Annotated in this window: 27 protein-coding genes; 10 read left to right on the top strand and 17 right to left on the bottom strand. The window is 58.0% G+C overall.

The genetic code is table 11. From position 1 onward, the window contains the following. Window positions 1-277: 277 nt before the first annotated feature. The 5 genes from EXQ56_03945 to EXQ56_03925 are packed head-to-tail and all read left to right on the top strand — an operon-like array spanning window position 278 to window position 3,986. Window positions 278-1,549, top strand: a complete 1,272-nt coding sequence (locus tag EXQ56_03945) for a hypothetical protein (protein MSO19604.1) — start codon at window positions 278-280, stop codon at window positions 1,547-1,549. 6 nt (window positions 1,550-1,555) lie between these two features. Next, window positions 1,556-3,013, top strand: a complete 1,458-nt coding sequence (locus EXQ56_03940) for a response regulator (GenBank protein ID MSO19603.1) — start codon at window positions 1,556-1,558, stop codon at window positions 3,011-3,013. Next, on the top strand, window positions 3,013-3,564 hold the full coding sequence (locus tag EXQ56_03935) for a response regulator (GenBank protein ID MSO19602.1): 552 nt from the start codon (window positions 3,013-3,015) through the stop codon (window positions 3,562-3,564). The genes EXQ56_03940 and EXQ56_03935 overlap by 1 nt, the downstream gene beginning before the upstream one ends. Further along, a complete protein-coding gene (locus EXQ56_03930) occupies window positions 3,393-3,674 on the top strand; it encodes a diguanylate cyclase (protein MSO19601.1) in 282 nt (93 codons plus the stop codon). The genes EXQ56_03935 and EXQ56_03930 overlap by 172 nt, the downstream gene beginning before the upstream one ends. A gap of 42 nt (window positions 3,675-3,716) precedes the next feature. Continuing rightward, the gene (locus EXQ56_03925; protein MSO19600.1) at window positions 3,717-3,986 is read left to right on the top strand and encodes a diguanylate cyclase; all 270 of its coding nucleotides are present in this window, start codon (window positions 3,717-3,719) and stop codon (window positions 3,984-3,986) included. A 53-nt stretch (window positions 3,987-4,039) separates the two neighbouring features. Here EXQ56_03925 and EXQ56_03920 read toward each other — a convergent pair whose 3' ends face one another. After that, complete coding sequence (locus EXQ56_03920) at window positions 4,040-5,500, bottom strand: proline--tRNA ligase (protein ID MSO19599.1); 1,461 nt, start codon at window positions 5,498-5,500, stop codon at window positions 4,040-4,042. 152 nt (window positions 5,501-5,652) lie between these two features. Here EXQ56_03920 and selD point away from each other — a divergent pair, with 152 nt between their 5' ends. Next, window positions 5,653-6,711 carry a selenide, water dikinase SelD gene (selD, locus tag EXQ56_03915; protein ID MSO19598.1) on the top strand — a complete coding sequence of 353 codons (1,059 nt, stop codon included), beginning with the start codon at window positions 5,653-5,655 and terminating at the stop codon, window positions 6,709-6,711. 29 nt (window positions 6,712-6,740) lie between these two features. Here the strand turns inward: selD and EXQ56_03910 are convergent, their stop codons facing one another. Beyond that, window positions 6,741-7,631 carry a GntR family transcriptional regulator gene (locus tag EXQ56_03910; GenBank protein MSO19597.1) on the bottom strand — a complete coding sequence of 297 codons (891 nt, stop codon included), beginning with the start codon at window positions 7,629-7,631 and terminating at the stop codon, window positions 6,741-6,743. Between the two features lie 160 nt (window positions 7,632-7,791). Between EXQ56_03910 and EXQ56_03905 the strand changes: the two genes are divergently transcribed. Continuing rightward, window positions 7,792-8,385: a hypothetical protein gene (locus EXQ56_03905; protein ID MSO19596.1), complete on the top strand. Its 594-nt coding sequence runs from the start codon at window positions 7,792-7,794 to the stop codon at window positions 8,383-8,385. 59 nt (window positions 8,386-8,444) lie between these two features. Here EXQ56_03905 and galU read toward each other — a convergent pair whose 3' ends face one another. From galU to EXQ56_03830, 15 genes are all read right to left on the bottom strand, one after another. Then, complete coding sequence (galU, locus tag EXQ56_03900; GenBank protein ID MSO19595.1) at window positions 8,445-9,332, bottom strand: UTP--glucose-1-phosphate uridylyltransferase GalU; 888 nt, start codon at window positions 9,330-9,332, stop codon at window positions 8,445-8,447. A gap of 194 nt (window positions 9,333-9,526) precedes the next feature. Beyond that, window positions 9,527-11,509, bottom strand: coding sequence for a LysM peptidoglycan-binding domain-containing protein (locus tag EXQ56_03895; protein MSO19594.1), 1,983 nt, complete (start codon window positions 11,507-11,509; stop codon window positions 9,527-9,529). Window positions 11,510-11,942: 433 nt separating this feature from the next. After that, on the bottom strand, window positions 11,943-13,829 hold the full coding sequence (locus EXQ56_03890; GenBank protein MSO19593.1) for a carbon starvation protein A: 1,887 nt from the start codon (window positions 13,827-13,829) through the stop codon (window positions 11,943-11,945). A 6-nt stretch (window positions 13,830-13,835) separates the two neighbouring features. After that, on the bottom strand, window positions 13,836-14,369 hold the full coding sequence (locus tag EXQ56_03885; protein ID MSO19592.1) for a DNA topology modulation protein FlaR: 534 nt from the start codon (window positions 14,367-14,369) through the stop codon (window positions 13,836-13,838). A 37-nt stretch (window positions 14,370-14,406) separates the two neighbouring features. Then, window positions 14,407-14,685, bottom strand: a complete 279-nt coding sequence (locus EXQ56_03880) for a hypothetical protein (GenBank protein ID MSO19591.1) — start codon at window positions 14,683-14,685, stop codon at window positions 14,407-14,409. Beyond that, window positions 14,663-14,965: a BrnT family toxin gene (locus tag EXQ56_03875; protein ID MSO19590.1), complete on the bottom strand. Its 303-nt coding sequence runs from the start codon at window positions 14,963-14,965 to the stop codon at window positions 14,663-14,665. The genes EXQ56_03880 and EXQ56_03875 overlap by 23 nt, the downstream gene beginning before the upstream one ends. Before the next feature lie 38 nt (window positions 14,966-15,003). After that, window positions 15,004-15,519 (bottom strand): cupin, encoded by a 516-nt coding sequence (locus EXQ56_03870; GenBank protein MSO19589.1) that lies wholly within the window; start codon window positions 15,517-15,519, stop codon window positions 15,004-15,006. A 75-nt stretch (window positions 15,520-15,594) separates the two neighbouring features. Further along, complete coding sequence (locus EXQ56_03865) at window positions 15,595-16,314, bottom strand: ABC transporter ATP-binding protein (protein ID MSO19588.1); 720 nt, start codon at window positions 16,312-16,314, stop codon at window positions 15,595-15,597. An 11-nt stretch (window positions 16,315-16,325) separates the two neighbouring features. Next, complete coding sequence (locus tag EXQ56_03860; protein ID MSO19587.1) at window positions 16,326-17,087, bottom strand: ABC transporter ATP-binding protein; 762 nt, start codon at window positions 17,085-17,087, stop codon at window positions 16,326-16,328. Between the two features lie 3 nt (window positions 17,088-17,090). Beyond that, window positions 17,091-18,059 carry a branched-chain amino acid ABC transporter permease gene (locus tag EXQ56_03855; GenBank protein ID MSO19586.1) on the bottom strand — a complete coding sequence of 323 codons (969 nt, stop codon included), beginning with the start codon at window positions 18,057-18,059 and terminating at the stop codon, window positions 17,091-17,093. Continuing rightward, window positions 18,056-19,117, bottom strand: a complete 1,062-nt coding sequence (locus tag EXQ56_03850; protein ID MSO19585.1) for a branched-chain amino acid ABC transporter permease — start codon at window positions 19,115-19,117, stop codon at window positions 18,056-18,058. Before EXQ56_03850 ends, EXQ56_03855 begins: the two co-directional genes overlap by 4 nt. A 168-nt stretch (window positions 19,118-19,285) precedes the next feature. After that, window positions 19,286-20,422 carry an ABC transporter substrate-binding protein gene (locus tag EXQ56_03845; protein MSO19584.1) on the bottom strand — a complete coding sequence of 379 codons (1,137 nt, stop codon included), beginning with the start codon at window positions 20,420-20,422 and terminating at the stop codon, window positions 19,286-19,288. Between the two features lie 185 nt (window positions 20,423-20,607). Beyond that, complete coding sequence (locus EXQ56_03840) at window positions 20,608-21,975, bottom strand: FAD-binding protein (protein ID MSO19583.1); 1,368 nt, start codon at window positions 21,973-21,975, stop codon at window positions 20,608-20,610. An 86-nt stretch (window positions 21,976-22,061) separates the two neighbouring features. Then, window positions 22,062-22,529, bottom strand: a complete 468-nt coding sequence (locus EXQ56_03835) for a hypothetical protein (protein ID MSO19582.1) — start codon at window positions 22,527-22,529, stop codon at window positions 22,062-22,064. 90 nt (window positions 22,530-22,619) lie between these two features. Continuing rightward, on the bottom strand, window positions 22,620-24,266 hold the full coding sequence (locus EXQ56_03830; GenBank protein MSO19581.1) for a Do family serine endopeptidase: 1,647 nt from the start codon (window positions 24,264-24,266) through the stop codon (window positions 22,620-22,622). Between the two features lie 305 nt (window positions 24,267-24,571). Here EXQ56_03830 and EXQ56_03825 point away from each other — a divergent pair, with 305 nt between their 5' ends. The 3 genes from EXQ56_03825 to EXQ56_03815 all read left to right on the top strand — a co-directional run bounded on the left by EXQ56_03825 (window position 24,572) and on the right by EXQ56_03815 (window position 26,831). Beyond that, on the top strand, window positions 24,572-24,850 hold the full coding sequence (locus tag EXQ56_03825) for a TatA/E family twin arginine-targeting protein translocase (protein MSO19580.1): 279 nt from the start codon (window positions 24,572-24,574) through the stop codon (window positions 24,848-24,850). Window positions 24,851-25,145: 295 nt separating this feature from the next. Next, entirely contained in the window at window positions 25,146-25,880 is a 735-nt protein-coding gene (tatC, locus tag EXQ56_03820; protein ID MSO19579.1) for a twin-arginine translocase subunit TatC, read from the top strand. A gap of 3 nt (window positions 25,881-25,883) precedes the next feature. Beyond that, window positions 25,884-26,831 carry a M28 family peptidase gene (locus tag EXQ56_03815; protein MSO19578.1) on the top strand — a complete coding sequence of 316 codons (948 nt, stop codon included), beginning with the start codon at window positions 25,884-25,886 and terminating at the stop codon, window positions 26,829-26,831. Window positions 26,832-26,887 lie beyond the last annotated feature (56 nt).

The raw sequence follows: 26,887 nt of genomic DNA, 5'->3' as shown, positions 1-26,887 counted from the left end.
GCGCGTGATCCGTTTTGCGCGGCGGCTGAGCCCCTCCCAATGCGAAGAATCAATAACTTGTCGCGCCTGAACCATTGCGGTAACCATCCGGCGGGAGGTGGTTTCGGCGAACCCGCTAAAACTGTGCGCAGCCGCTGCCGATGGTGCATATGTTATCGCCCGCTGGAGCCGCGACTGCCCATGGCGTGCCCGGACATTGCAGGCGTTCTGCCAAGGCGAATGAACTGTTTGTGGCAAATTGTAGTCAGCGGTACATGCGGTATGGAGAGAAATAAAAATGGCCAAAGAAATGCTGCGAGTCCTGCCCATGGATTCCCAACAGCAGGCGGCACGGGAGCCGAGAGCGCAAGAAATTCTGCGCCAGCACCGCCACGGAATGCATTTTCAGACGGACCGGATATTCGCCATCATCATGCCTCTCCAGTGGGTTTATGGCATCATCGCCGCGCTGTGGATTTTCCCAGCGCTGACGATCACGGGCGGCGGCTCGATGGAACAAAACCTGATGGTCGCCCTGTTGGTGGGCGGCGTCATTTGCGGCGTGCCGGTCTGTTTCGCGCTGGCTCGTCCGGGGAAAACTTTTACGCGCTATCTGATCGCCGTGTGCCAGATGCTAATGTCCGCCCTGCTGATCCATTTGACCGGCGGCCGGATCGAAACGCACTTCCATGTTTTCGGCTCGCTGGCGCTGCTGGCGTTTTACCGCGAGTGGCGCTTGATCGCGGTGGCCTCGGCGATTGTGGCGGCGGATCACCTCCTGCGCGGCATTTTCTGGCCGCATTCCGTCTTCGGCATGATGCACTCCAGCCCCTGGCGCTGGCTGGAACATGCCGCCTGGGTAATATTTGAAGACATCTTCCTGGTGTGGGCCATCATCCAGGACCGGTGGCGCCTGAAGGAATTGTCGCTGCATGAGGCCGAGCTGGAGGCCACCCAGAAGCGCGATGCGGTGCTCAAAGATGAGTTGCGCCATGCCCTGGACGAAGCCGAGTCCGCCAGCCGCGCCAAGAGCGATTTCCTGGCCAATACCAGCCACGAGATTCGCACCCCGATGAACGCCATCATGGGCATGACCGAGCTGGCGCTGGACACCGATCTGAACAACGAGCAGCGCGAATACCTGACCACGGTGCGCTCGGCCAGCACCTCGCTGCTGAACATACTCAACGACATCCTCGATTTCTCGAAGATCGAAGCGGGCAAGATGGATCTCGACTCGGCCCCGTTTGCTCTGCGCGACGTGGTGGAACAAGCGGCCCGCACATTGGCCGCTCAGGCACATGCCAAGGAATTGGAGCTGGCCGTGAAGATGCCGGTCGATCTTCCGGAAACGCTATTGGGCGACGCCCCGCGTCTGAGTCAGATTCTGATTAATCTGATCGGCAACGCCATCAAGTTTACCGAGCGCGGTGAAGTGGTCGTGCAGGTGTCGTCTCAAATTTCTGGTCAGATGTATGGCGCGGCGCCCGCCGGGAGTGCGGAACTGCACTTTGTGGTCTCCGACACCGGCATCGGCATTCCCGCCGCCAAACAGGGCACCATCTTTTAAGCGTTTATGCAGGACGACACATCCACCACGCGCCTCTATGGCGGCACCGGCCTGGGCCTGGCGATCTGCGCGAAGCTGGTGAAATTACTCGGCGGCAATATCTGGGTGGAGAGCCAAGAGGGTCGCGGCAGCACATTCCATTTCACGGCGCAGTTTCCGCTGGCCTCCGCCGGCGCGCTGCCCAAGCCCACCCCGAAGCTCAATAACTCGATCGTCCTGTTAAGCGGCACCTCCGTGCTGATCGTGGACGACAATGGCACCAACCGGAATCTGTTGCAGGAGATCACCACGCGCTGGGGCATGACGGCCACCATGGCCGAGAGCGGGTCGCAGGCGCTGGAGATTTTGGGCGCCTCCGCGTCCCGAGGCGCCCCCATCCAGTTGGTATTGCTGGACGTGAACATGCCGCGCATGGACGGCTTCGAGCTGGCCGAGAAGATACTGGGCAATCCCGCCCTGCAATCCCCGCGCGTGATCATGCTGACCTCCGCCAGCCGTCCCGGTGATTCGGTGCGCTCACGCATGGCCGGAATCAATGACTATTTGATGAAGCCGGTCCGGCAGATGGAACTGCGCGAGAGCATCGAGCGAGCCATGGCCACCGAGCGCGTGATGGCGCCGCCGCTTGAAGTTCAGCAGGCCGCCAGCCAGCGGACGGAAGTCGAGCGCCGCAAAGGCCTGCCCATCTTGCTGGTCGAGGACAATCCCGTCAACCAGACCGTGGCCCTGCGTATGCTCGAGAAGAAAGGTCATCGCGTCACCGTAGCAGCCAACGGCCTGGAGGCCCTGGCGGAACTGGAAAAGAAAGACTTCGCCGCTTTCGATCTGATTCTGATGGACGTGCAGATGCCGGAGATGGACGGCTTGCAGGCTACGGAGTTGATCCGCGAAAAACAGGGGCGGCTTGGTTTGCGTACACCCATCATCGGATTGACCGCTCATGCTTTGTTGAAGGACCGCGAGCGCTGTCTGGCGGCGGGCATGGACGGCTACCTCGCCAAGCCCTTCAAGCCCGGCGATCTGTACGAGATCATCGCCAAGATATCCGCGGCGCACGCTGTGGATGCGGCCCTTGAGTTAGACGCCACACACCCCTCCCACGCCGAAGAAGAAGGCCCGACGCGGGAAGCCATCATGGCTCAATTTGACGACGATTGGGAGCTGTTTGGCGAAGCCTTGAACGTCTTCTGCGACCAGTATCCCGCGCAACTCACCGCCATCCGCGCCGCCATTGACCAGCAGGATCACCACGCCCTGGAGCGCGCCGCGCATACCCTGAAAGGCACGCTGGGACTTTTTGGAACGGCGGAAGCCTATCAGTTGGCGGCCAGTCTGGAGAGCATGGGGCACGCCGGCGCACTGGACTCCGCCGCGGCCCTGTGGACCCGGTTGAAAATTTCCCTGGCGCGGCTGCACACCCGTCTGGAACAACTGCGCGGCGAATCCATCCAGGAGGCCAGGTGATGAACATACTGATCGCCGATGACGACGCCACCAACCGAACCATTCTGGTCAAGTTTCTGGAGAAGTGGGGTTACACGGTAACCATCGCGACAGATGGAGCGCAGGCCTGGGAAATCCTGCAAGCGCCCGGCGCGCCCAACATCGCCTTGCTGGACTGGATGATGCCCGGCATGGATGGCGTGGAAGTGTGCCGCCGTCTGCGCATCTTGCGCCCGACGCCTTACACCTATCTGATCCTGCTCTCCGCCAAATTTCAAAAGCAGGAAATTCTCGATGGTCTCAATGCCGGTGCCGATGATTACATCACCAAGCCGTTCAGCCCCAACGAACTGGCCGCCCGCCTGCGCTCGGGCTGTCGCATCGTTGAATTGCAGGATGAATTGGTGAAGGCCAGGGAGGCGCTGCAGCTTCAGGTCAGCCGCGACCCCCCACCGGCCTGTGGAGCCGCACGGCCATCATCGAGTTTGTGGAATCGGAGATTCACTTTGCCCGGCGCGAACATTCCTGCGTCGGCGTGTTGCTCGCCGATGCCGATCATTTCAAGGCGGTGAATGACACGCACGGCCACCTGGTCGGCGACGAGGTGCTGCACGAAGTCGGCCTGCGCATTACGCAATGCCTACGGCGTTACGATGCCGCCGGACGGTATGGCGGCGAATAGTTCCTGATCGTCGCGCGAACTCCCACCATCGATCATCTGGCGATGCTCGCCGAGCGGCTGCGCGCCACCATCGCCGCGCCGGAGATGGCCACCCGCCTCGGGTCGGTTACCGTAACCGTCAGCATCGGCTATGCCCTGTGGGACTCCGCGAATCCCCTCGACCGGCAGGCGCTTTTGGTACAAGCCGATGAAGCCCTCTACCGCGCCAAGGCACTGGGCCGGAATCGCTGCGCCTCCGCACAAGCGAACCCGCGTGTCGCGGAAACAGTTGAGCTAGTTGTCTCTGCCAGCAACCCAATGGGATCGAAATGATTGCGGGTCGCGAGGCGACCGGAAAGTCACCTCGCAAGTCCACCAAATATCTCCTAATAGGATTTGGCGATGACCACGCGGTGCGGCACCGTCTCGCCGGTTATCAGGCACGGACCCGGGCCGTCGTAGTGGTCTTCCAGAGGAATGCAGCGCACGCTGGCTTTGAACTCCTTCAGGCGCGCGTCGCAGCTTTTGTCATCTTTCAGATGAGCCATCACAAACTTACCGCCGCCCTTCTCCGCCGTCGCTGACTCAAGGATCGCGCGGACTTCCTCCAGACTTCCTGCCAGCACGGTGTTGTCCGCGCGGCGTTTGCGGGCGGCCTCCAGCATCTCCGTCTGCATCTGGTCGAGCGTGCGCACCACTACGGCCGCCAGGCCGTCGGCGGGAACGGTCTGCTTCTCCGCTGCGTCGCGGCGGCGGAACACCACGTTGCCCGCTGCCAGGTCACGCGGTCCCAGCTCAATCACCACCGGAACTCCGTGTTGCTCCCAGTGGAAAAACTTATTCCCCGGCGTGTAGCCCTCGCGGTCATCGGCGGTAACGGCGACACCCGCCGCTCGCAGCTCGAGAGTAATCTGCTGAACTTTTTCAAGGACGGCGCTGCGCTCCTCGTCCTTGCGATAGATGGGGATGATGACCGTCTGAACTGGCGCTAACTTCGGTGGCAGCACAAGTCCGCGATCATCCGAGTGGCTCATAATTAAGCCTCCCAGCAGACGCGTGGATACACCCCAGCTTGTCTGCCAGGCGAACTCCAGCTCGCCCGACTTGTTCTGAAAACGAATTTCGAAGGCTTTGGCGAAGTTCTGCCCGAGTTCATGGCTGGTCCCGGCTTGCAGCGCGAGGCCGTTCTGCATCATTGCTTCAATACAGAACGAACGCGTGGCGCCGGCGAAGCGCTCGGCCTGGGACTTGATCCCGCGTATGACGGGCATGGCCATGATGTTCTCGGCGACGTCAGCGTAAACATCCAACATGCGGCGCGCTTCCTCTTCGGCCTCCTGCTGCGTGGCGTGCGCGGTGTGGCCCTCCTGCCAGAGGAACTCAGTGGTACGCAGGAACATGCGCGTGCGCAGCTCCCAGCGGACGACGTTAGCCCATTGATTGATCAACACCGGCAGATCGCGCCAACTCTTAATCCACTTGGCGTAGAAGTAGCCGATGATGGTCTCCGACGTGGGGCGAATGACGTAGGGATCCTCCAGCGTCTCGCCGCCGGCGATGGTTACGACGGCCAGTTCAGGCGCGAAGCCCTCCACGTGCTCGGCCTCTTTCTTGATGAAGCTCATGGGGATCAGCAGCGGGAAGTAGGCGTTCTGATGGCCCGTGGCCTTGAAGCGGCTATCGAGCTCGGCCTGCAGGCGCTCCCAGATGGCGTAGCCATGCGGACGAATCACCATGCAGCCCTTCACCACTTCGGCCGCCTCGGCCAACTCGGCTTGTTGGATTACGTCCTTGTACCAGCGCGCGAAATTCTCGGCGCGGGGTGTGATCCTAGTCTTGTCTGCCATAGACAAATATCATAGCAGGAGTCGGGCAGGAGTCGGGCAGGAGTCGGGCAAGAGTCCGCGCCAGGAACTCGCCCGAGGTGAGTCGCGAGGACTGCGGGCCAGCGCATGGTTGGCAATCACAGTCCTTACGAGACCTGTTACAATCGGCATATATGAGCGCAGAAAAAGTTGGCTTGACTGCCGCCGTGAAAGCGGCCGGCTGAGCGTCGAAATTGAGTCCAAAGGTTTTGGACGCTGTGCTGGGGAAGCTCCCCCGGCAGACTGACAAGAACGTGCTGATCGGCTTCGACAAAGCCGACGACGCCGGAGTGTATCGCCTCAGCGATGCGCTGGCGCTAGTCCTGACTGTCGATTTCTTCACACCGATTGTCGACGACCCCTACACCTATGGGCAGATCGCGGCGGCCAACTCGCTCAGCGATGTTTACGCGATGGGCGGCAAGCCCATCACCGCGCTGTCGGTGCTCGCGTATCCGGAAAGCGGCGACCTGGACGTGCTGGGCCAGATACTTCGCGGCGGCCTCGACAAGATGCTGGAAGCTGGGTGCAGCGTAATCGGCGGGCATAGCGTGCGCGATGAGGAGATTAAATTCGGCTACTCGGTTACAGGCACCGTTCATCCGGATCACATTTGGACCAATGGTGGGGCGCGTCCGGGCGATGCTCTGATTCTCACCAAGAAACTTGGGACTGGAGTCATCTCGACCGCTGTAAAGCGCAAGCAAGCCCAGCCGGATTGGGCGGCGGCGGCCATTGAGTCCATGAGCACGCTGAACCGCGCGGCGGGAGAAATCGCGATTCGGCTTTCAGAAGCCACGGGCTATTCCGTTCACGCCGCCACGGACATCACCGGCTTCGGCCTGCTCGGCCACGCGCGAGAGATGGCCGTGGCCAGCAATGTAACTTTGGAAATCGACCATTCCAAAATAGACGCGCTGCCCGGGGCGATCGATGCCATTCGGCTGGACGCGGTTCCGGGTGGACTAAAGAACAATCAGGAGTTTGTTTCGTGCGCAGTTTCCCTCGGCGCATCCGTCAGCCCTGAAATCGAAACACTTCTCTATGACCCGCAAACCTCCGGCGGCCTGCTGATCTCCGTCGCCACACAACATGCCGCGGCGCTGGAATCAGCGCTGCAAGAGAGCGGTACTCCCGCTCACATCATCGGCCGGGCCATCGAAAAATCCGCCAGCACCATCCTCGTAATCTAAAGCCACAAAACAATACCCGTTCAAGCAATCTATTTCATCGCGGCTGATAGCGATTGGATGGAGTCCTCGGAGATCACTCGAAATTCGATGGCGCGGGGATTGCGTACTTGCTTGAAGGACAGCGAATCACAGATGACCAAATCCACAACGCGCAGTTCCGATGGATTCTCCATCGGGAAAGAGTACGTCATCAGGGTGTGCCCCAGCCGTTCGGCAGGTGCAAACAAACTGCGGGCCATCATAAGAATGGCAGGGCTCACGGAGATCATAGCGATCAGCGCGGGCTGAGTGAGTTGGAGAATCCGCCCGCGCGCCTGTTCAATAGTGCCGAAGCGCAACTCCACCAGCGGACGTGATTTAGGCACCAGCGGCTTAACGTCTTTAGCCAGATAATTGGGAGCGGCCACCTGCGCGCCAATGAGCAGATTCGGTTGTCCTGCCAACTCTGCGACCGAACAACTATTTACGGGAATCTTCAAGGCGGCTTTTAGTTCCGCCTGTAGGAGTTTGCGCAGCCCGTCCTCCGGCTCGACGATCAGGATGTGGTCGGCAGGCTCGACCATCAGACGGTCCAGCAAGCGTGTGCGCAACTCCTGCAAACTCCATTTCTGCTCCCGCGAGAAGCTGATCATCGCGTTGACCAACTCCTCCAGGCCGTTGGCGCGAACCTCGGAGGCCATCTCAGCCGAGCGCACCAGCAGACGGCTTCCCCGCCGACGGACCAGCCATCCGCGCTCCACTAGCTTTGAATAAGACTCGCTGACCGTGTTGTGATGAATGCCCAGCCGCCGCGCCAATTCGCGCACGCTGGGCAGCGGCGCACCGGACTTCCATCTCCCGGTGACAATCATGTAGATCACTTGCTCGGATAGCTGCTCGCGTACCGGCACGTCGCTCCGCCTGTTAATTTGAATATCCAATCAGGCTGCCTCCCGTTGCGGTCCCACCGCTCAATCATTCTAGCTCCGGTGTTCCGCTATGACAGAGAAGAAAGTGTCATCCTCCCGCTGGCAGCACAATCCGCAAACCGGCATTCTCTATCTTGAGAGCACGAACCTATTTAGGAAAGGACGTTGAATCATGAACAAAATCCAAACGATTATCACAGTAACTATATTGGCCTCAGGGCTAATGGCGACCGCCGCCAGGGCACAGGATGATCTCATCGTGTATCGGCCGTGGAGCGGCATTCTTTCCTCGGTGGGGAAAGAGATGGGAGTCATTTTGAAAACTGGTAGCTTTGTGCGAGGGCGCGCGGTGGCCATCCGGGGCAGCGAACTCGAAATAGACGTAAAGAAAACATCGGACCCGCAGGCCGTCCCGAAGGGCAAAAGAACATTTGCCCGAGAATCGATTTTGGAAATCGAGCTCTATTCAAAAAAATCGCGGGGATCCTCAGGTGTCTCACGGGCCGTAGTGGATGCAGGGAGGCAATCCGGGATGCTGATCGGCGGAAGGATTGGCAGCGAGTTACATGGCATCAGGGGAGTAGTTACAGGAGCAGCAGTTGGCATACTCGGCGGCGTGATTGGCGGAGTTCTGCTGGATAGGCGACTGCACCGCGAAACGGAAACGCTGCGCATTCGCATCGTCCCTGAAGTCGGCGAACAGGTCAGCATCCCTCAAGCGATTCAGGAGGACGCGGCAAGTCTTCTGGAGGCCCGCCACCGCTGAAGCCAATTCGTGAAATCGAATGCCAAAGGATGGAATCCAACGAAGCCGGTCGCAATCAGTTACGTCAGGCGCAAGGACTTTAGATATTCCCTGAATGCGGGGCCGAGGTCGGGGCGGCGCAGGGCGAATTCGACGGTGGCGGTGAGGAAGCCGAGTTTGTCGCCGGTGTCGTAGCGGGTGCCCTCGAAGCGATAGCCGTAAATGGGATGGCTGCGAAGCAAGGTTCGCAGTGCATCCGTGAGCTGTATCTCACCGCCAGCGCCAGCCGGTGTGGTGGCCAGGGCTTCAAAGATTTGTGGTTCTAAAATATAGCGCCCGATAATCGCCAGATTGGAGGGAGCTTGCGCGGCGGGGGGCTTCTCGACCAAATCATTAATTTTGAACAGGCGGTCAGGCCCACTGGCATGAGGCAGCGGCGCGGCGGAGATGACGCCGTAGCTTGAAATCTTTTCGGACGCAATTTGTTGAATAGCGATTACGGAGGCATTCGTTTCCGTATGCACATCGATTAGCTGGCGGAGACACGGCGTGGGCGCGTCGATGACATCGTCGCCCAGCAGGACCGCGAATGGTTCGTCACCGACCAGGTCGCGCGCCATCAGAATCGCGTGGCCCAGGCCGAGGGCTTCCTTTTGGCGAACGTAGCAGATTTGCATGAGATCGGAGATGCTGCGGACCTGCTTGAGCAGGTCATGCTTGCCTCTGGCTTCCAGGTTTTTCTCAAGCTCAAAGGAAACGTCGAAGTGATCTTCAATCGCATTCTTGCCCCGGCCGGTTACGATAATGATGGTTTCGATACCCGACTCGAGGGCTTCTTCAACCGCATATTGAATGATCGGCTTGTCCACCAACGGCAGCATCTCTTTCGGTTGCGCTTTGGTGGCGGGCAGAAAACGCGTCCCAAGACCCGCTGCTGGAAATACCGCCTTACGTACGCGTTTGGGCATCAAACTTTCTCCATACTATTATTCGTCTACGCAGCATATGCCTGCGGCCTAATAGTCATTAACTTTTCGGAATGAGAACCGATTAGCAAACGCACCCGCAGAAATTTCGGATACTGCCTGAATTTGACACTGGGTCTGACAAGGAAATCTTGGTGGAAAGCGTCCGTAACCAAAGCTAGAAAAAACACGATAGCCTATCGCGCGGAAGGAATATAGACAGGGTCCCCAATCCGGAGACTTTTTTTCAGGTGCCTGTTATTTTTTCTCAGGACTTCAACCGTGGTGTTGTAGCTGCTGGCGATCTGCCAAAGCGATTCTCCATTTTGCACCCGATGAACCAATCGGCCTGTGGTTTCAACGCTCGCATTCGAGGCGGTCGAAGCAATCCGGCGCGTGGATTCTGCTGGAGAGTCGGGAGCTTTCGCAGATGAGTTTGTGGAAGCCGCTAGTGTTCCATTCGCTTCTCTCTCGACTCCCGCATCCACTTCGCGCACAACCAATCGCTGCCCAACGCGGATAACAGTATCCGCCATGTTGTTCAGATCCTTCAGTTGTTGGGTGGAGATACCATAGCGGCGTGCAATCAGCGATAAGGACTCATTCCGGCGGACCACATGGATCCCGTTATTTCCCTTATTGGCTCCGCTCCGGGAGACAGTGGGTTCCTGCTCCGGGCGAGTATTGCCTACAGGAATCACGAGATCGTCAGCTTCTCGCAGCGGGACGTCCGCATCGATACTGTTCATTTGCGCGATGGATTGCACGGCAGTTTTATACTTCTTGGCGATGCCCGAAAGCGTCTCGCCGTGGCGAACCGTGTGCCATCTCCAGAAAACACGCTTCTCCCGTGGGATCATGGCGACTCGCTTCAGGAAAATATCGCGGGTGGCCAGCGGCAGGCGGAGGCGGAACTCGGGAACTTTGGGGGTCGTATTTCTAAGCAAGCTGGGATTCAACTCTCGAATCTCCTCCACGTTGGAGCCCACGATTTCTGCCACCAGCCGAAGATCAACCGGCTCATTAATCGTCACGACATCAAATGCCCAAGTAGGCTCGAAGATGATGTCGTTCACCCCATATTTTTCCGGGTTGCTGCCGACAATCGTCAAGGCGATGATCAGAGGCACATAATTGCGCGTTTCCTTGGGCAGCGCATTGCGCCGGGACAGTTCCCAGAAGTCGGCGTAGCCGGTGCGCTCGACCGCGCGGGAGACGCAGAATTCGCCGCAATTGTACGCGGCCATCGCGAGATACCAGTCACCGAGCGAATCATACAGATCGCCAAGATGGCGGGCGGCGGCGCGCGTGGCTTCCTCAGGATTCAGTCGTTCATCCTCCCACCAAGTCCGCTCCAACCCATAAAGCTTGCCCGTCCCGGAGATGAACTGCCACATGCCCATCGCGGCCTTCACCGATCGCGCGCGGGGCTGAAAGCCAGACTCAGCCTGGGCCAGGAAGATTAACTCGCGAGGTACTTTCTCTTCGTCAAAGACACGGAAGATCATGTCCCGGAAACGGCCTGAGCGCTGCATGGCCGCCTGGAGGGTGTACCTACCCTTGCCGTTGGTGAAATAGTTGATGTACCCAGAAACCTGACTGTTGATGACCAGCGGCATAGTCGAGCGCAACGGAGTCTTCGGGTTACCGTTAAGCACCTGCGACCCCTGATCGTCATCCTGAAACGTCAAGCTTTGGAGCTCATCAATGGGAGCAGGCATATATCCCGGCTCTGCAAATCCGTCGCCTGCGCGCAGGGCGTCCATCTCATAGTTATGGATACGATCAACCAGAGAATCAAAAGCAGTCTGAATCCTACGGTCTTCTCGCGCAGAAACCGGCGATTGGAGAATAGTGTTGATGGCGATATTAAATTCCGACTTGGCGGTCTCCAAATGTCCGGCTGCATAGCTCTTACGGCCCCGCTCAAAGGCCGATTCCGCCTTTTCGATCACATCCTGGATGGGATCAAACCTAGGCTGCTCCGGAATTCCAGAGAAATTCAGGGTGATCGGCAGCCTGGAAGCAGGCAGGGTAGCGGCAATAATTGGCGCAGGCTTGGGCGGCGGAGCTGCCGGTGGAACGTAGGCGCGCTTCGGAGCTGAACTACAGCCGAAGGCAAACCCCAAGGCAAGCATGGGCGCGAGTTTCAACAGCGCAAAATGTGATTTAGCTCTCATTCAATCACTCAAACCTGGAATGCGCACGGTGCCTTCATTATCGCCGATCCCGCGTTCAATGCGTCCCCGTCAATATCAAAAAGTCTGGCTCTTTGGGAGGCACTGTACAAAACCCGTCGTGTGCGCTCGCTGCTACCTATTAATTAGAACTACGAAAGGTTAACCTAGGCCGCAAAGGTGGGTCAACTCTTTATTTCGAAGTAAAAATACCAGAGATATAACATCTTTTATTATCAATTAGATACAGGCTATCAGCAGACGACATCCAGGAACACTTGGGGGGTAAGTGGATGCCTCCGCGCATTCCGGTTCCATCGGTACTCAGCACCGTCGCGGAATTTTTACGGCAATCCGGCCACAAACTTGAAAAGTCCATTTGAGGTAACGCCGGGACAGGAATACCAAAAACGGAATCCCATTTTATGCAAGGTATTCATGCTGTATCCTGGGCGGGAGTAGTTGAAGCAATCCCAGATTGAACTCGGGGGCCAATCCACCGGCGGAAAGACTCACAGAGAATGATCGCCACGCAGATCATCATGCCAACGATCAAAAAGGTATTCAGATACCCCTTAAACGGCTCCCCGGCGACGCTGGAGCTGGTAAGCGCCCAGAACCGCTGGATGAGTTGAACGCCCGCGGTCATGGTGGTGGTGGTTACGAAAAGCATCGGCGCGACGACCACCCAGAGGTAGCGGGCGCGGCCAGCGTTGACCATCACCGTCCCGGCAACTGACAGGGCCACCACCGCGAGCAACTGGTTGGCAATTCCAAACATAGGCCAAATAGTATCCACGTTCCCCGTCCAGATGAGATACCCCCAGCCCATCACCGTCAGCCCAGAGGAGATAATGGTCCCGGGAATCCAGTCCTGCTTGCCAAACTGCGGCCAGACTTTGCCGCCCATCTCCTGTATGAGAAATCTGGCTATTCGAGTGCCTGTATCGATGGTGGTGAGAATGAACAACGCCTCGAACATGATGGCGAAGTGGAACCAGAAGCTGACCAGCGCTTCAAAAATCGGCATACTGGAAAATACCTGAGAGATACCCACGGCCAGCGAGACCGCACCGCCAGCTCGGCCCTGAAGCTGCTCTCCTGTTTGCTGTTCGTAGTGTTGCAGTTGAGAAGGCTGATAGCCCAGTTCCGCGAATTTCTGCTCGAAGCGCGGGGCGGCTTTCAAATCCGTGTTGATGGCGAAATAGTCGCCCGGCGCCAGACTGCACGCGGCGATCAGGGAAACGATGCCCACCAAACCCTCGATTAGCATCGCCCCGTAACCAATCACGCGGGCATCCGACTCCTTGCCGATCATCTTGGGCGTCGTCCCGCTGGAGACCAGCGCGTGGAAGCCGCTGATCGCCCCGCACATGATGGTGATGAACACAAACGGGAACACCTTGCCGGGAAGCACCGGGCCTCCGCCCGCGGCAAACTCGGTAACGGCCGGCATCTTCAAGGTGGGGTTTACGACCACGACGCCAATCACCAGCAGCGCAATCGTCCCGATCTTAAGGAAGCTGGATAGGTAGTCGCGCGGACAGAGAAGAACCCACACCGGCAGCACTGACGCCAGAAAGCCATACGCCATGATGGCCAGAATCACTTCCTTCTGGGTCATGTCGAAATAAGGTGCGAGCACCGAGCCGGGAATGTAGCTGCCCGCCCAAGTCGCAATCAGAACCAGAACCGCTCCGATGGCAGAGGCTTCCGCCACATGCCCCTTGCGTAGCCGGTACATGTAGAGACCCACGAAGAGCGCGATGGGTACCGTGCAAAAAATAGTGAAGGTTCCCCAGGAACTGCCCGCGATCTGCAGGACCGTGCCGTCAGGCTTGACGAAGGTTTCGCCGCCGAGAGCCTTCACCACAACTAATCCCAACCCGGCCAGCGCGCAGAATATGATGAACAAAATGGCGACGGCCGCCGTGCCACCTGCCAGCGGACCAATCTCCTCGCGAGCAATCTCCGCCAGCGACCGTCCATTGCGGCGCGTGGAGGCCGCCAGCACCAGGAAGTCTTGCACCGCCCCGGCCAGCACCACCCCCACCACCAGCCAGATTAATCCCGGCAGATAGCCAAACTGCGCCGCCAGCACCGGCCCCACCAGCGGCCCCGCGCCGGAGATGGCCGCGAAGTGATGCCCGAACAGCACCCACTTGTGCGTGGGATGGTAATTATGCCCATCGTTCAGCCGATGCGCGGGCGTAACGCGCGAGTCATCCAGCACGGCCACCTTGGCGGCCAGAAACGCGCTGTAATAGCGGTAGCCAATGGCCAGCACGCACAAAGCAACAATCAGGATTGGGGCTGCACTCATAGTTCCCTACTTTACCTCAGCTTGATCGATGCTGGAAATGGCATCGGCCTGATCGAGAATTTCACTGGGAGATTCGACGGTCACAACCTCACGCTGCAGTCCATCAATGAAAGCTATAGCCGGGGCAAGATTGTCTGCATCGTAGCGGTGGTTCCATGAAAGAAGCCGCAAGAGGTCGAGAACTCCTTCACGCTTCGTGGATACCATCCACAGTTTCCTACCGACAAACCGTTTCAGGATGCGATAATCGCGCAATAATACGTTAGGGCGCAACGCGAAAATAATTTGCGCCCTTTCGAAGCTGGGACGAAGCCAACTGTAATAAACGCCTTCAACAATCCAATCCGGCTGCTGAAGGATGGCCGTGAGTTTAGCTTCCCGGCCAGCCTCGGAAGCCCGCAATCCATAGGATTGCACCGAAGAATTCCAAAACAAGTCATCCAGATCGTATGCTGGTACACCAAAGCGGCGTGAGAGTTGCCGTGCCGCGAATGTCTTTCCGCTTCCCGGCCCGCCAATGATGTGGATGCGCACGGCCATGCTTTCCCCACGCTTATTTTTTTACGGGCAGGTCGGATCAGCGGCGGGTGGGATGCTCCATGGCCTGACGCAGCAGGCTGTTGATGCGGGTCTGGTAGCCCGTGCCTTGCGATTTCAGCCAGGCCAGCACGTCGGCATCCACGCGAATACTAACGGATTTTTTCACCGGCCGGTAGAACTTTCCCACTACCGCCTTGCTCCAGTCCTTTATCCGGGGGATATCGCTGTAATCGATGTCCTCATCCTTCATGCGCATCAACGCCGTGAGTTCACGGTCATGGTCCTTCACTGTCCTATTTCGTCTGCGCTGATTCATAAGTCTTCCTTTCGTAGGCATCGGCCTTGCGCGCTGAGATGAGCCGGACCACCTCGTTGTCTTCCTCATCCTCTGCGGTGTGCGCAACCAGCAGCATCATGGCCCCACCCGTCGAGATGGGAACCACACCGATGGTCTGCCGGCGCACCTCTCCATCCACAACCCGGTCGTGCGCGGTTACCGCGTGATGATCGTCGAAGACGCGCGCAGCCACATCGAAGTGAACCCGGTGCTTCCGCCAGTTATTGCGCTCCTTTTGCTCATCCCACTCTATGCGCATTCCGCGATCGTCCGGGTTGTATATACATTATCGTACATCTATTTTTGTAATGCAACTGAGGGCGTTTCTTTCCTCGGCTGCATCATGTTTCGCGGGTCGTCGGCGGGGCTGATGTAGTTCACCACCCAGGGTCCCAGGCCGTGCAGTTGCAGGACGGTTTCTTCGCGGAAGTGCGCGAAGTGGCGGTGCGTGGCAGGCATCACCATCAGCGTGCCGGGGCGGATGGCTTCCACTTCACGTTCACTGTACTTTTCCCCCGCGCCTATGTAGAGCACACCGGAGATCACCGTGACGTGTTCGTCGGCGGTGTGCCAGTGGGGCGAGACGATATACCCAGCGGGAAATTTCAGGCGCATGGTGAACAGTCCGGCCTGCGCGGGGTCGCCGCGCAGCACCGCCACTTGCGCGCCCTTGGGCAGCGAGGCGGGCGCGTCTTTCCAAGCGAGCTTTTCCGGAACATGTACGAAATGGTGCGGCGCGGCTTGCTGGGCGAGTGACGCTCCCGCCGCCAGCAATGTAAGCATCAGAAACAGCGCAGTTGTATGTCGTTTCATGGCCCTTAATTTACCTCACTTGCTCAAGATCAAGAAGGACGATTCCGAATTGCGGATTAAATCGGCAAGCCGCTCTCATTTCTCGCCGAGGTAGGCTTCTCTTACGCGCGGATCGCTGGCCAATTGTTGGGATGGGCCTTCCATGACGATGCAGCCGGTCTCCAGCACGTAGGCGCGATGCGAATGCTTCAGCGCGGCGTTGGCGTTCTGCTCCACCAGCAGGATGGTGGTGCCCTCTTTATTGATGGCGTCAATCGCGGCAAATATTGTATGCACCAGCAGCGGCGCCAGACCTAGCGACGGCTCGTCGAGCAGCAGCAGACGCGGGCGCGACATTAGCGCGCGCCCGATGGCCAGCATCTGCTGCTCGCCTCCACTCAAAGTTCCACCCTGTTGCTTCCGCCGTTCCGCCAGGCGCGGAAACAGGGTGAGAACTCGATCCAACTGCCTTTCGTTCTGGGCTTGATCGTGCTGTAGGTATGCGCCCAACTCCAGGTTTTCCGCGACAGTGAGATTGGCAAAAATCGCGCGGCCCTCCGGGGCCATCGAGATGCCGAGCGCGACTATTTTGTGAGTGGGTAGATCGTTCAGCCGCCGGCCTTCAAACAGGATGTCGCCGGAGACGGGCGGGACAAGCCCGGTGATGCTGCGCAGCGTGGTGGATTTGCCGGCGCCGTTGGCCCCGATTAGGGTAACGATCTCCCCCTGCTCGATGCGCAGGTTCACTGACTTCAGCGCCTCAATAGCGCCGTAGCCGCTAGAAACATTTTTCAATTCCAGCATCACATCGGACATTTGGTGCGGCATTAGGCTCCCCCAAGGTAGGCTTCGATCACCTTCGGATCGTCCTGAATTTCCCGCGGACTGCCGAGCGCGATGGTTTCGCCGTAATCGACCACCTGGATTTTCTCGCACACGCCCATCACCACCTGCATGTTGTGCTCGACCAGCAGGATCGTAATCTGGAACTGGTCGCGGCTCCACTGGATCAATCGCATCAGCTCGCGCGCTTCCTGCGGATTCATGCCCGCCGCCGGCTCATCGAGCAGCAACACTTTGGGTTTGGTCGCCAGCGCGCGAGTGATCTCCAGGCGCCGCTGCGAGCCGTAGGGGAGGTTGCGAGCCAGCTCATGCGCCCGCGCGTCGAGATTAAATATCTTCAGCAGCTCGAAGGCATCGTGCTCGACTTCTTTCTCTTCCTCTTTCAACTGATCGGTGCGCACGATCGCATCCAGCAATCCCTGCCTTTTCCGCATGTGCCGGGCGAGCTTCACATTTTCGAGAACGGTCATGCTCTGAAACAAGCGGATGTTCTGGAATGTCCGCGACATCCCCAACCGCGCGATGGCGGAGGGCTTCCGCCTATGGATCGCCATCCCATCGAGCACGATGGAGCCTTCGTCGGGCGCGTAGACGCCCGTGATCAAATTGAAGATCGTGGTCTTGCCCGCACCATTCGGCCCGATCAGGCCATAGAGGTCGCCCGGCTGAAGGGACATGTTCAGGTCCTTGACGGCGACCAGTCCGCCGAACCGTTTCGTGCAGGCCTTGATGTCCAGAATGCCCATAGTCTAATTCGCCGGAGCAGCGCTGCCCTTCTTCTTGAATACGGTCCATGTGCCCAGCAACCCCTGGGGCCGATACAACATGATCAAGACCAGCAAGATTGAAAAGTTGACCAAGCGCATCGCTCCGAATTCGCGGAATACTTCCAGGATGATGGTGATGAGAATCGCTCCCAGCACCGCGCCTTCAATGCTGCCGAGGCCCCCGATGACAATCATGATGATGATGTTGAATGACGTAGTGAACAGAAACGAGTTGGGATGCAGGTACATGGTGTAATGGCCGAACAGGCTTCCGGCGATCCCCGCGAACATGGAACTGATGACGAACGACATCACTTTGATGCGCGTGGTATCAACGCCCATGGCCTCGGCGGCAATCTCATCGTCACGAACTGAAACGAAGGCGCGGCCGTAACTGGAATGCACTAGATTGTGTATGGAGATGATGGTAATCAGAACAGCAAGGTATACCCAGAAGAAATTGCTGAGTTGCGGGATGCCTGAAAAGCCCCGTGAGCCACCGATGAAGTCGAGGTTCAGGATGAGCACGCGAATGATCTCACCAAATCCCAAAGTGACAATGGCCAAGTAGTCTCCTCGCAAACGCAGCGAGGGTATGCCCACGGCCAAGCCGGCTAGTCCAGCAACGACGGCAGCGGCGAAAGACCCGAGCAGCAACAGCACGCCGTCCTGCGCCATCGCCGGCAAGAAGGCGATTGCGGCGCGAATCGAGGGGCCGCCATAGAAGACCACTGCGGCGGAGGCATACGCGCCGACGGCGTAAAATCCGGCGTGGCCAATAGAAAACTGGCCGGTTACTCCATTGATCAAATTCAGGCTGACGGCGAGAATAATGTTGATGCCGACGAGGATGACGATCTGGTAGTTGTAGGCCCCAATCAGGCCTTTCAAGCTGGCTTGCAAGCCCGCCAGGGCGGCGATGGCGACCAACCAGTAGACCCACTTCCTCATACTTTTTCCACCACGCCCTTACCCATAATTCCGGCGGGCTTCAGCAGCAATATCAAGATGAGAATGATGAAGGCGATGGCATCCCGGTAAGTGGATTGTCCGTAGCCAACGGCCATAACCTCGGCCATGCCCACGATCAATCCGCCCAGCATGGCACCGGTGATGTTGCCGATTCCTCCCAGCACCGCCGCGACAAAAGCCTTGAGGCCGGGCATGATGCCCATCAATGGATCGATTTTCGGATACAACAGCGAGACAAGAATGCCTCCGGCGGCGGCCAGCGCCGAGCCGATCGCAAAGGTCAGCGCAATGATGCGATCCGTATTGATACCCATCAACCTGGCGGCATCCAAATTGAAAGACACGGCGCGCATGGCCTTGCCCGTCTTGGTGTACTTCACAAACAGGTTCAGCAGGATCATCAATAGAATTGAGACAGCCAGCACGATCACCTTCTGGCTATCGATGGTCAGCTCTCCTACATGCCAGAGCGTGGTGGAAATGATCTGCGGGAAAAATTTGGGGTCGACTCCGAATACCTGCTGGCCACCATTTTCCATGACCAGCGAAACTCCGATGGCGATTATCAGCAGCGAGAGACGCGAGTTTTGTCGCACCGGTTTCAGGCCGGCTTGCTCAAGAATTACTCCGAGAAAAATGCCGACGCCCGCGCCGACGGCGAGCGAAAAAAGGTTGGGGCGGACGAGATGCCCGATCCCGGCACCAACGATTCCGAGCCAAAACGCCAGCGTGAAGCGCGCGCCGCTTCGCCCGGGGCGATATGCGAACCGCTCGATGACTATACCCAATCCCGCCGAAAGCGCCATCGCGCCCACCATCACCACGACAGCGCCGGCCGTTGAGGTTCCAACGTTCGACTGAATCCACTTATTATTGGCCAGATAAAAACCCATGTAAGCGCCGAACATGTAGACGTCGCCATGGGCGAAATTGATCAGCCGAAGCACTCCGTAGACCATCGTGTAGCCGAGTGCAATCAGCGCATAGGCGCTGCCCTGCGAGATGCCATTGATCAACTGCTGCAGAAAAGTGGCCATGCTGTTCAGCTTAACTTGCCCGCGCCTTTTGGGGAAGACTATCCAGCGGCTATGGTACCCAATTTGGAATGCGGGAGGAAGCCACAGTACCCACGGCGGAGGTTACGCAGGCACAGGCCAGCCGCAAGGGAGTGGCGGCGCCCTCACTGGCCGTCATAACACAGAGGCTTACGGGGTAACTCTCTCAACGAAATCCAGCTTCCCGTTGTTGACGCGAAGGATGACAGCCGGTTTCACCGCGTTGCGGTTGGCATCAATGGTGATGGGGCCGGCAATTCCGGGAAAGTCTTTCGTCTGGGCCAGAGCATCGCGCAGTTTTGCCGACTCAGTGGTGCCGGCGCGGCGAATGGCATCGACCAGGATACGGGCTGAATCGTAGGCGTTCGCGCCCAGCGAATCCGGCAACTCATTAAAACGCGCTTTGTAATCAGCAACAAACTTCTGAATGACCGGACTAGGATCGTCCATGGAAGTATGGTTGGAATAATAAGAACCGTTGAGCGCTTCGCCACCGATCTCCCACAGCTTCGGCGAATCCCAGCCGTCTCCACCGAGCATGGGGATGGTTATACCCAGCTTCTGAGCTTGCCGGGCGATCAATCCGACCTCAGTGTAATATCCAGGGATGAAGATGGCTTCTGGCTTTTTAGCCTTCATCGCGGTGAGCTGAGCACCGAAATCCGTGTCTCCTTCGCTGTAGCTCAAATCGGAGACGATCAGGCCCCCCATCTTGGTGAAATTCTCAACAAACACATCAGCAAGGCCAACCGAGTAATCGTTCTTGATGTCGCGCAGAATGGCGACATTCTTGACCTTCAATGTGGTACTGGCAAACTTGGCCATCACGAACCCCTGAAACGGGTCAATGAAGCAGGTGCGGAAAATGTAATCGCCAATCTGGGTAACTCGGGGATTGGTGGAGGATGGGGTGATCATCGGAATCCTGTTTTGCTGAGCAACAGGCGCGGCGGCCAGAGTGCGCGAGGACGCCACCTCGCCGAGAATGGCGACAACGCGATCGCGCGTGATCAGCTTAGTGACCACAGTCTGCGCCTCTTCGGGCTTGCCTTGATCATCCTCAACAACTACACGGATCTGTTTGCCGAGAACGCCACCCTGCTTATTGATTTCATCGATTGCCAAATCAATGCCGTTCTTGGTGGATTTGCCGAAGGTCGCCGTAGTGCCGGTCAGCGACCCGTATTCGCCAATGACAATCTCGGTGGCCGCTTCAGGCGGACGGGAGCACGAAATTCCTGCAAGCGCGGCGAGGCTAAGCATCGCTACTATAAGTTTGGCTTTCATGTGTCCCTCTCTTGCGAAGTAGTTCTCTCTTGGCGCAATGCAAACCGCCAATATAATCGACATCCACCGCCTGCCACCCGTCAAAGGATTCTACCGCGAGGCGAGGTTGAAGAATACGGAAATTGTCTGCTACCGCGGCGGTGCGGTATGCATATTTGTTGCATGCCAGATTACGTAGTTAATCCCTAATCGAAAGCGCCCAGAGATGGACCAAGCACTCGGTTCGGATCATAGGCCTGCATGGCCACCTGCAACCGCTTCCACACTTCCGATCCGTAGTGCTCCTGCCACTCCTGCGCTGTTTGATACGGCGCGTAAGGGAGGTAGGCCTTGCCGCCCACTGCGCGCATGCGCTCCAACATGCGCTGATTCACCTCCAGGGCATTCTGAAAAGCCGCGTCATCGTCCAGCGCAACGTTGCGCGGATAGAGCCAGAAGCCGAAGGCGACATCCTCGTCGGGGAACTTGTAAAGCGGACGCTGGTGCAGGCGAACATTGTAGGCGTTTAATTGAAAGTCGGCTAGTGCGCCCATGTCCGCTGGGGTGGCGGCCAAATACTCCATGAATTCCTTGGTGGCCGATGCCGGGAAGATCATCGCTATGGAGGGCTCGCGCCGCGGATTCGTGCGGCGGGATTCCAGATCAGCGGAATTCTTGCCCACTTCCCTATCCAAATAATCTACAAACGCGGCCCGCAGCGGCTCGGACCGGAACGAGAACGACAAATTCTCTTTACGGGCCAACCCCTCCGGCAGGATGGTCCATTCCGGCTCCTGGCCACGGTGATAAAACTTGCCGACGTTGATCGAGTACACCCAGCAGCCATCGCTCCGGCGGGTCGCGCGCGAATTCAAGTGATCAAATAGTTGGCTGCGCGCCAAGTGGCTGGCGTCAGTCACGAAGGCGGCGAGGTCATCGTAGAAAAGGTCCTGGCGAACGACCTGTTCCGGCGCGGGCATGAGCCTGATCTTGGCGCGCACCATGACGGCGACATTCCCCATGCCGCCGAGGGTCATCTCGAATAATTCCGGGTTGTGCCGCGCCGAGCATTCGAGAAGTCTGCCGTCACCAGTTACCACTTCAAGTTCCAATACATTGTCCACGATGCCGCCGTGGAGGTGCGAGCTATTGCTGTACCCGCCTACGTTGAGAACGCCTCCGACAGACAACTTCAGGCAAGTACCGAGCGTGGGCGGAACCAAGCCACGCGCGAGACTTGGCTGGACCACATCATTCCAATAAGCGCCAGTCTGCGCCTCGGCCACTCCCGCATCGGACACCGAGACCATATTCAAGGTGCTGGAGTCGATGACGATGCCGTCCTGCGCGAGCGTCTGTCCCCAGCGGGAATGCGCCTGCCCGCGCACGGCTACCTTCAGGTTGCACTCATTGGCATAGCGGACGATCTTCACCACATCGCTCCCCGAGGCAGGCTGCAACACCGCCAAGGGTACTCGTTGCACATTGCGGCAAAGGTCCATGGAAAACGCCTGCCGGGTTGCCTCGTCTGTTTTTAGGGAGCCATCAAGAGCAGGAATATTGGTGAGCAACATTTTTCGCTTTCACGATCTGTCAAATTGCGGGAAAGAGTGCCTGCTCAACAGGTAATTTAAGTAGGGTACGGTTGGACCAGGGCCGCTTAACCTGGTTCCCGCTCCTCGCCACCTTCAGATTCATTCGTCGCGGCGCTTCCGTAGGCAGGCCCCATACCCAGCTTGATCAGACTCCGGGCATCAATCTTGCCGGTCGGCTCGAATCCCTGGGAGTCTTGAAAGGCTTTCATTGCCTCAATGCTTTCCTTCTGCCAGACCCCACTTGCCTCGCCGGAAAAGTATCCGGCATCAGCGAGTGCCTGTTGTATCTCCGCATAACGCGCTTTGGTGGGCATGCGTTGATTGGCTGGGGTAACAACACGCCGTCGAACGGTGCGCCGCAGTGGCCGTTTTTTCGTTGGCTTAGCTTTGGGTGCGGCGGGCTTGGTTGGGGTGACAGACCTCTTAGTGGATTTCCTGGGGTTCTGAGCAAACGCGGCATTGGGCTGGACCACAAAGACCAGGAACAGGGAGACCAATATAGATTTCACAACCACAAGTGTCCAGATTCTCATGGCACCTCGATGGCGAGAATAAAACAAATCCGGGCAGAAAGGAAGTCCTCTCTGCCCGGAATCGATTCCGGCACGAATTTGGTTACGGGTTTACGGCAGGGTTCCAGCCAAATAATGGGTGCTGGCCTGCCCTCCGGCAACCCGTTTGATCAGGAACACTACATCCGCCTTCGCGCCCAGGGACTTCTGGATGTTAAGAAGGTCGTCCACCTTGTTCACATCCTGATGGTTGACGGACAGGATCACGTCGCCACGTAACAGGCCCACCTCGTCGGCGAAGCTGTCCGGCTCCACGACGGTTACCAGCACGCCCTTGGCGTCGCCGAGGCCCATGCGGCCAGCGGTCTCCGGCGTCAAGTTCTGGATGGAAATGCCGAATTTCGCCGGCGCGCCTTCCTCACTGCTTGCGCCTTCCGCTTCGCCAGTGCCGAGCCGGTCCGCAAAGACTTTCACGCGATCCCCGATCGCAACCTTCAGAGTTTGCTCCTTGCGATCGCGCATGATCTGAACATTCACAGACTCGCCCACGGGTGTATCGGCAACGGTGGCAACAAGGTCATCGCCATCCTTCACATCATGTCCTCCAATGGAGAGGATGACGTCGCCTTGCTTCATCCCGGCCTTTTCCGCAGGCCCACCCGGCTGCACCATGGTAACCACTACGCCGTGGGAAGCTCCCAGCGAACGCAGCAGCACAGGGCTCTGGTCGTTGCTCTGGAAGGAAACACCGAGAGAGCCGCGCGTTACTTTACCGCTCTTCACGATTTGATTGTAGACCGTGATGGCCACGTTCGAAGGCTGCGCGAATCCCACGCCCGCATAGCTGCCCGTACCGGTGGCGATGGCGGTGTTGATGCCGATGACTTCGCCGGCCATATTCACAAGTGGTCCACCGCTGTTGCCGGGGTTAATAGCCGCATCGGTTTGAATGAACTTCTGGAACTGACTGGAGCCGATATCGCGGCCTTTGGCGCTGACGATGCCGGCGGTAACGGTCTCATCCAGACCGAATGGGCTGCCGATGGCAAGGACCCAATCGCCGACGTTCATGCCGTTGGAGTTTCCAACCTTGGCGAACTTCAAGGGCCTGTCGGCCTCGATCTTGATAACAGCAATGTCGGTTTCCTGATCCGATCCAACAATCTTCGCGTCATAGACCTTGGGATCGTCAAGAATCTTCACCTTGATCTTGTCCGCCTTGTTCACCACATGGTGATTCGTCATGATGTAGCCCTTGGGATCAATGATCACACCTGAGCCCAAGCTGCGCTGTTTCATGTCGGGCGGCTCAGCTCCAAAAGGACCGAAATTGAAGAACCGCTCGAACATATCCTGCTGATCGCCCCCCTGCGGACCCTGCTGGCCGAAAGGAGACTGACCGCCCCGCTGGCTGGTCGTCCGCAGCGACGATTCGGTGTTGATGTTAACCACTGCTGGCGCGATTTCCTTGGATATTTTCGAGAAAACAGTGGACAACTGAACGGGCGAAGGCAACTCAATCTGAGCCGCGTCGGTGCCACCAGAAGACTTCTGCGCCGCCCGCACGCCGCGCGAGACTAGCGTGCCGACCAATATGCCGATGGCCAAGGTAATTCCAATAGCCAAGGTGGGCAGGGCGCGACGGCCTCTCATTACAACCTGAACTGGTACTTCATTTTCCATATAAATGCCTCCGGTCCGTGGCGCTTGCGGGGGGGGGGAACCCCGGTCCCCATGCCAAGCATATATCTGCCGCATTGGGGCCGCTACTGGCTTATCGAAACTTCGCCAGATTATAGCACGGACATTCTTTTGAAGTTTTTAGGTGGGTCGGCGACACTCAAACCAATATGACTTAAGTTGAGCCGACCTTGCCTCACACTGTGTCCAATCCCTGGGCACTCTTTGCTCCCGAGCAACTGCACACATATCACTAGATGCAGGACTGGCAACCAAAGGTTTCCTGCAACAGAGGGTTCTTTCTGGGTTGCACCGCTTGAATCGCCACGATAGGGGGGGTATACTCTCCATTAGTGTGGCATCAGCAAGAGAGGATTTTGGCCATGGGCAATATCGGATTCCCAGAGATGATTGTGATTTTCGTGGTGGCCCTGCTCATTTTTGGGCCAAAGCGCTTGCCGGAGTTGGGCAAGTCCCTGGGCAAGGGCATATCGGAGTTCCGCCGCGCCTCCTCTGACCTGAAGAACACCATCGAACGCGAGATAGAGAGCGCTGAAATTCCGCAGCAGTCCATCAAGTCAGCCATTGAGGATGTGAAGCAGGCAGCGACGTCCGCAGGAAATGCCCTTACCGCCGCCGCAGAAGAAGTTCCCAAGGTCTAGTGCCGGAGAATCGATGCCGACATTGGATGGCTCGTCCAACACCCCGTTAAATCCTGATCCAGATTGCAGTACTCCCAGCAGCGAGGCGAACTCTGGTTCGTTGGTGGGAGAGCCCTCGTCCGCTGTCACCGAGCAGGCCGTTGAACAGGAATTCGAAGGCTGGGACGCCGAGGCCCATGTGCTGGAGGAGTCCTCCGGCAGCAACGGCGCTCTGGTGCATGGCAGCGGCGGGCGTGGAGACGGCTCAGGAAATGACAGGGGGGAGTCCGGTAGCGAACCCGAAGAGCCGGGCAAAATGACCTTCCTTGGCCACCTCGAGGAGTTGCGCAGCCGCATCATCTATTCTGTAATCGCTGTAGTCGTGGGATTCTTCATCAGTTGGACATTCCGCAATGAAATCTATGCCGCGCTCGCCTGGCCCATTACCTCCACCATGCGTGACCTAGGCATGCCCGATAAGCTCGTATACACCAATCCCACCGGGGTCTTCACGCTATACGTGCAATTGGCATTTTTCATGGGACTGTTCCTGGCTTCCCCATTCTTGCTTTATCAGGTTTGGGGATTCATCGCTCCAGGACTTTATCCCAAAGAGCGGCGCTACGTATTCCCGTTCATCTTTCTCTGCACAGGTCTGTTCGTTGCCGGCGCGGCCTTCGCATACTACATCGCGTTTCCATCAACGCTGTACTTCCTGTTGGATTTTTCCAAGCAGTTCCAAGCCATGATTACAGTAAACGAATACTTCAGCCTGGCCATCATGATTATTCTCGGCTTGGCGCTAGTCTTCGAGCTGCCGATGCTAATCCTTTTTCTCACGCTGCTTCGAGTGGTTACGCCGGGTTTTCTATTGCGCAATTTCCGCTACGCCCTGTTGCTGATCTTCCTGGTATCCGCGATCATTACACCCACCCCAGATGTGCCGACAATGATGCTCTTCGCGGCGCCGCTGACAGGGCTATACTTCCTGGGCATCGGAATGTCCTACATCGTCGTCCGGCTGCGCAAACAACGCGAGGAAATGAGTTAGAGCATGACCCGTAAATCACAGCCCCCCAGGTCCAGGAACAATCATTTCTTCAGGCAAATCGCCTGGATGGTTGCCGCTGCGGGGATTGCCGTGTTAGTCGGTTGGGGCGCGTTGTCGGTGGCGCAGAATGACACCCTCGGCAAGTCGGCCATGGCGCACACGGAAAAGCTGGTCGGCTTCGGGCCGCGACCCTCTGGCTCCGACGCCCACCAGCAGATGCAGCAGTACATCATCTCCAGCTTGAAGTCCGCTGGCGTGGCGGTCGAGAGCAATTCCTTCACCGCCGATTCATCAATCGGTCCACTGCCCATGAACAACATCATTGGCCGCATCCCCGGTCGCACGGATCGGATATTCGTCATCGCCTCGCACTACGACACCAAACGCACGAAGGACTTCTCATTCGTGGGCGCCAATGACGGCGGATCGAGCAGCGGCCTGCTGCTGGCGCTGGCGCCGTTGTTGGCCAGAAAATCTTTCAGCCACGAGGTCCGCCTGGTATTCTTCGATGGCGAAGAGTCCATCCCCTGGGATTGGGACGAGGACGAAGCGCTGGTTGGCAGCCGCCATCTAGCGGCGCGCTGGAAGGCCGACGGCACGGCCAAGCGCATCGGCGCATTTATCCTTCTGGATTTGATCGGCGACGCCGACCTCGACATAGTCAAGGAGTCCAGTTCCACGGGCTGGCTGAGTGATCATGTCTGGGCAACCGCCAAGAGCCTTGGCCACTCGAAGCACTTTACGCAAAACAAATTTCCTATTGAAGATGATCACCAGCCGTTCCTGGATATCGGCGTCCCCTCCGTTGATCTGATCGACTTCAGCTATGGCCCCAACAATGCTTACTGGCACACTGAGAAGGATGCGCTCGACAAACTCAGCCCGCGCAGCCTGCAGGTGGTCGGCGAGGTGGTGTTGGACACCCTGACTACTCTTGATGTGAAAAAGTAATTCCCGCCTTCGATCTGCCCGGCTATTCGCACCCTCATCCCATGCGATAATAATCA

The sequence above is a fragment of the Acidobacteriota bacterium genome, assembly GCA_009691245.1.
Classification (GTDB): domain Bacteria; phylum Acidobacteriota; class Terriglobia; order 2-12-FULL-54-10; family 2-12-FULL-54-10; genus SHUM01.
The sequence above is the reverse complement of the archived record's forward strand: the minus strand, read 5'-3'. Positions and strand labels throughout refer to the sequence as shown.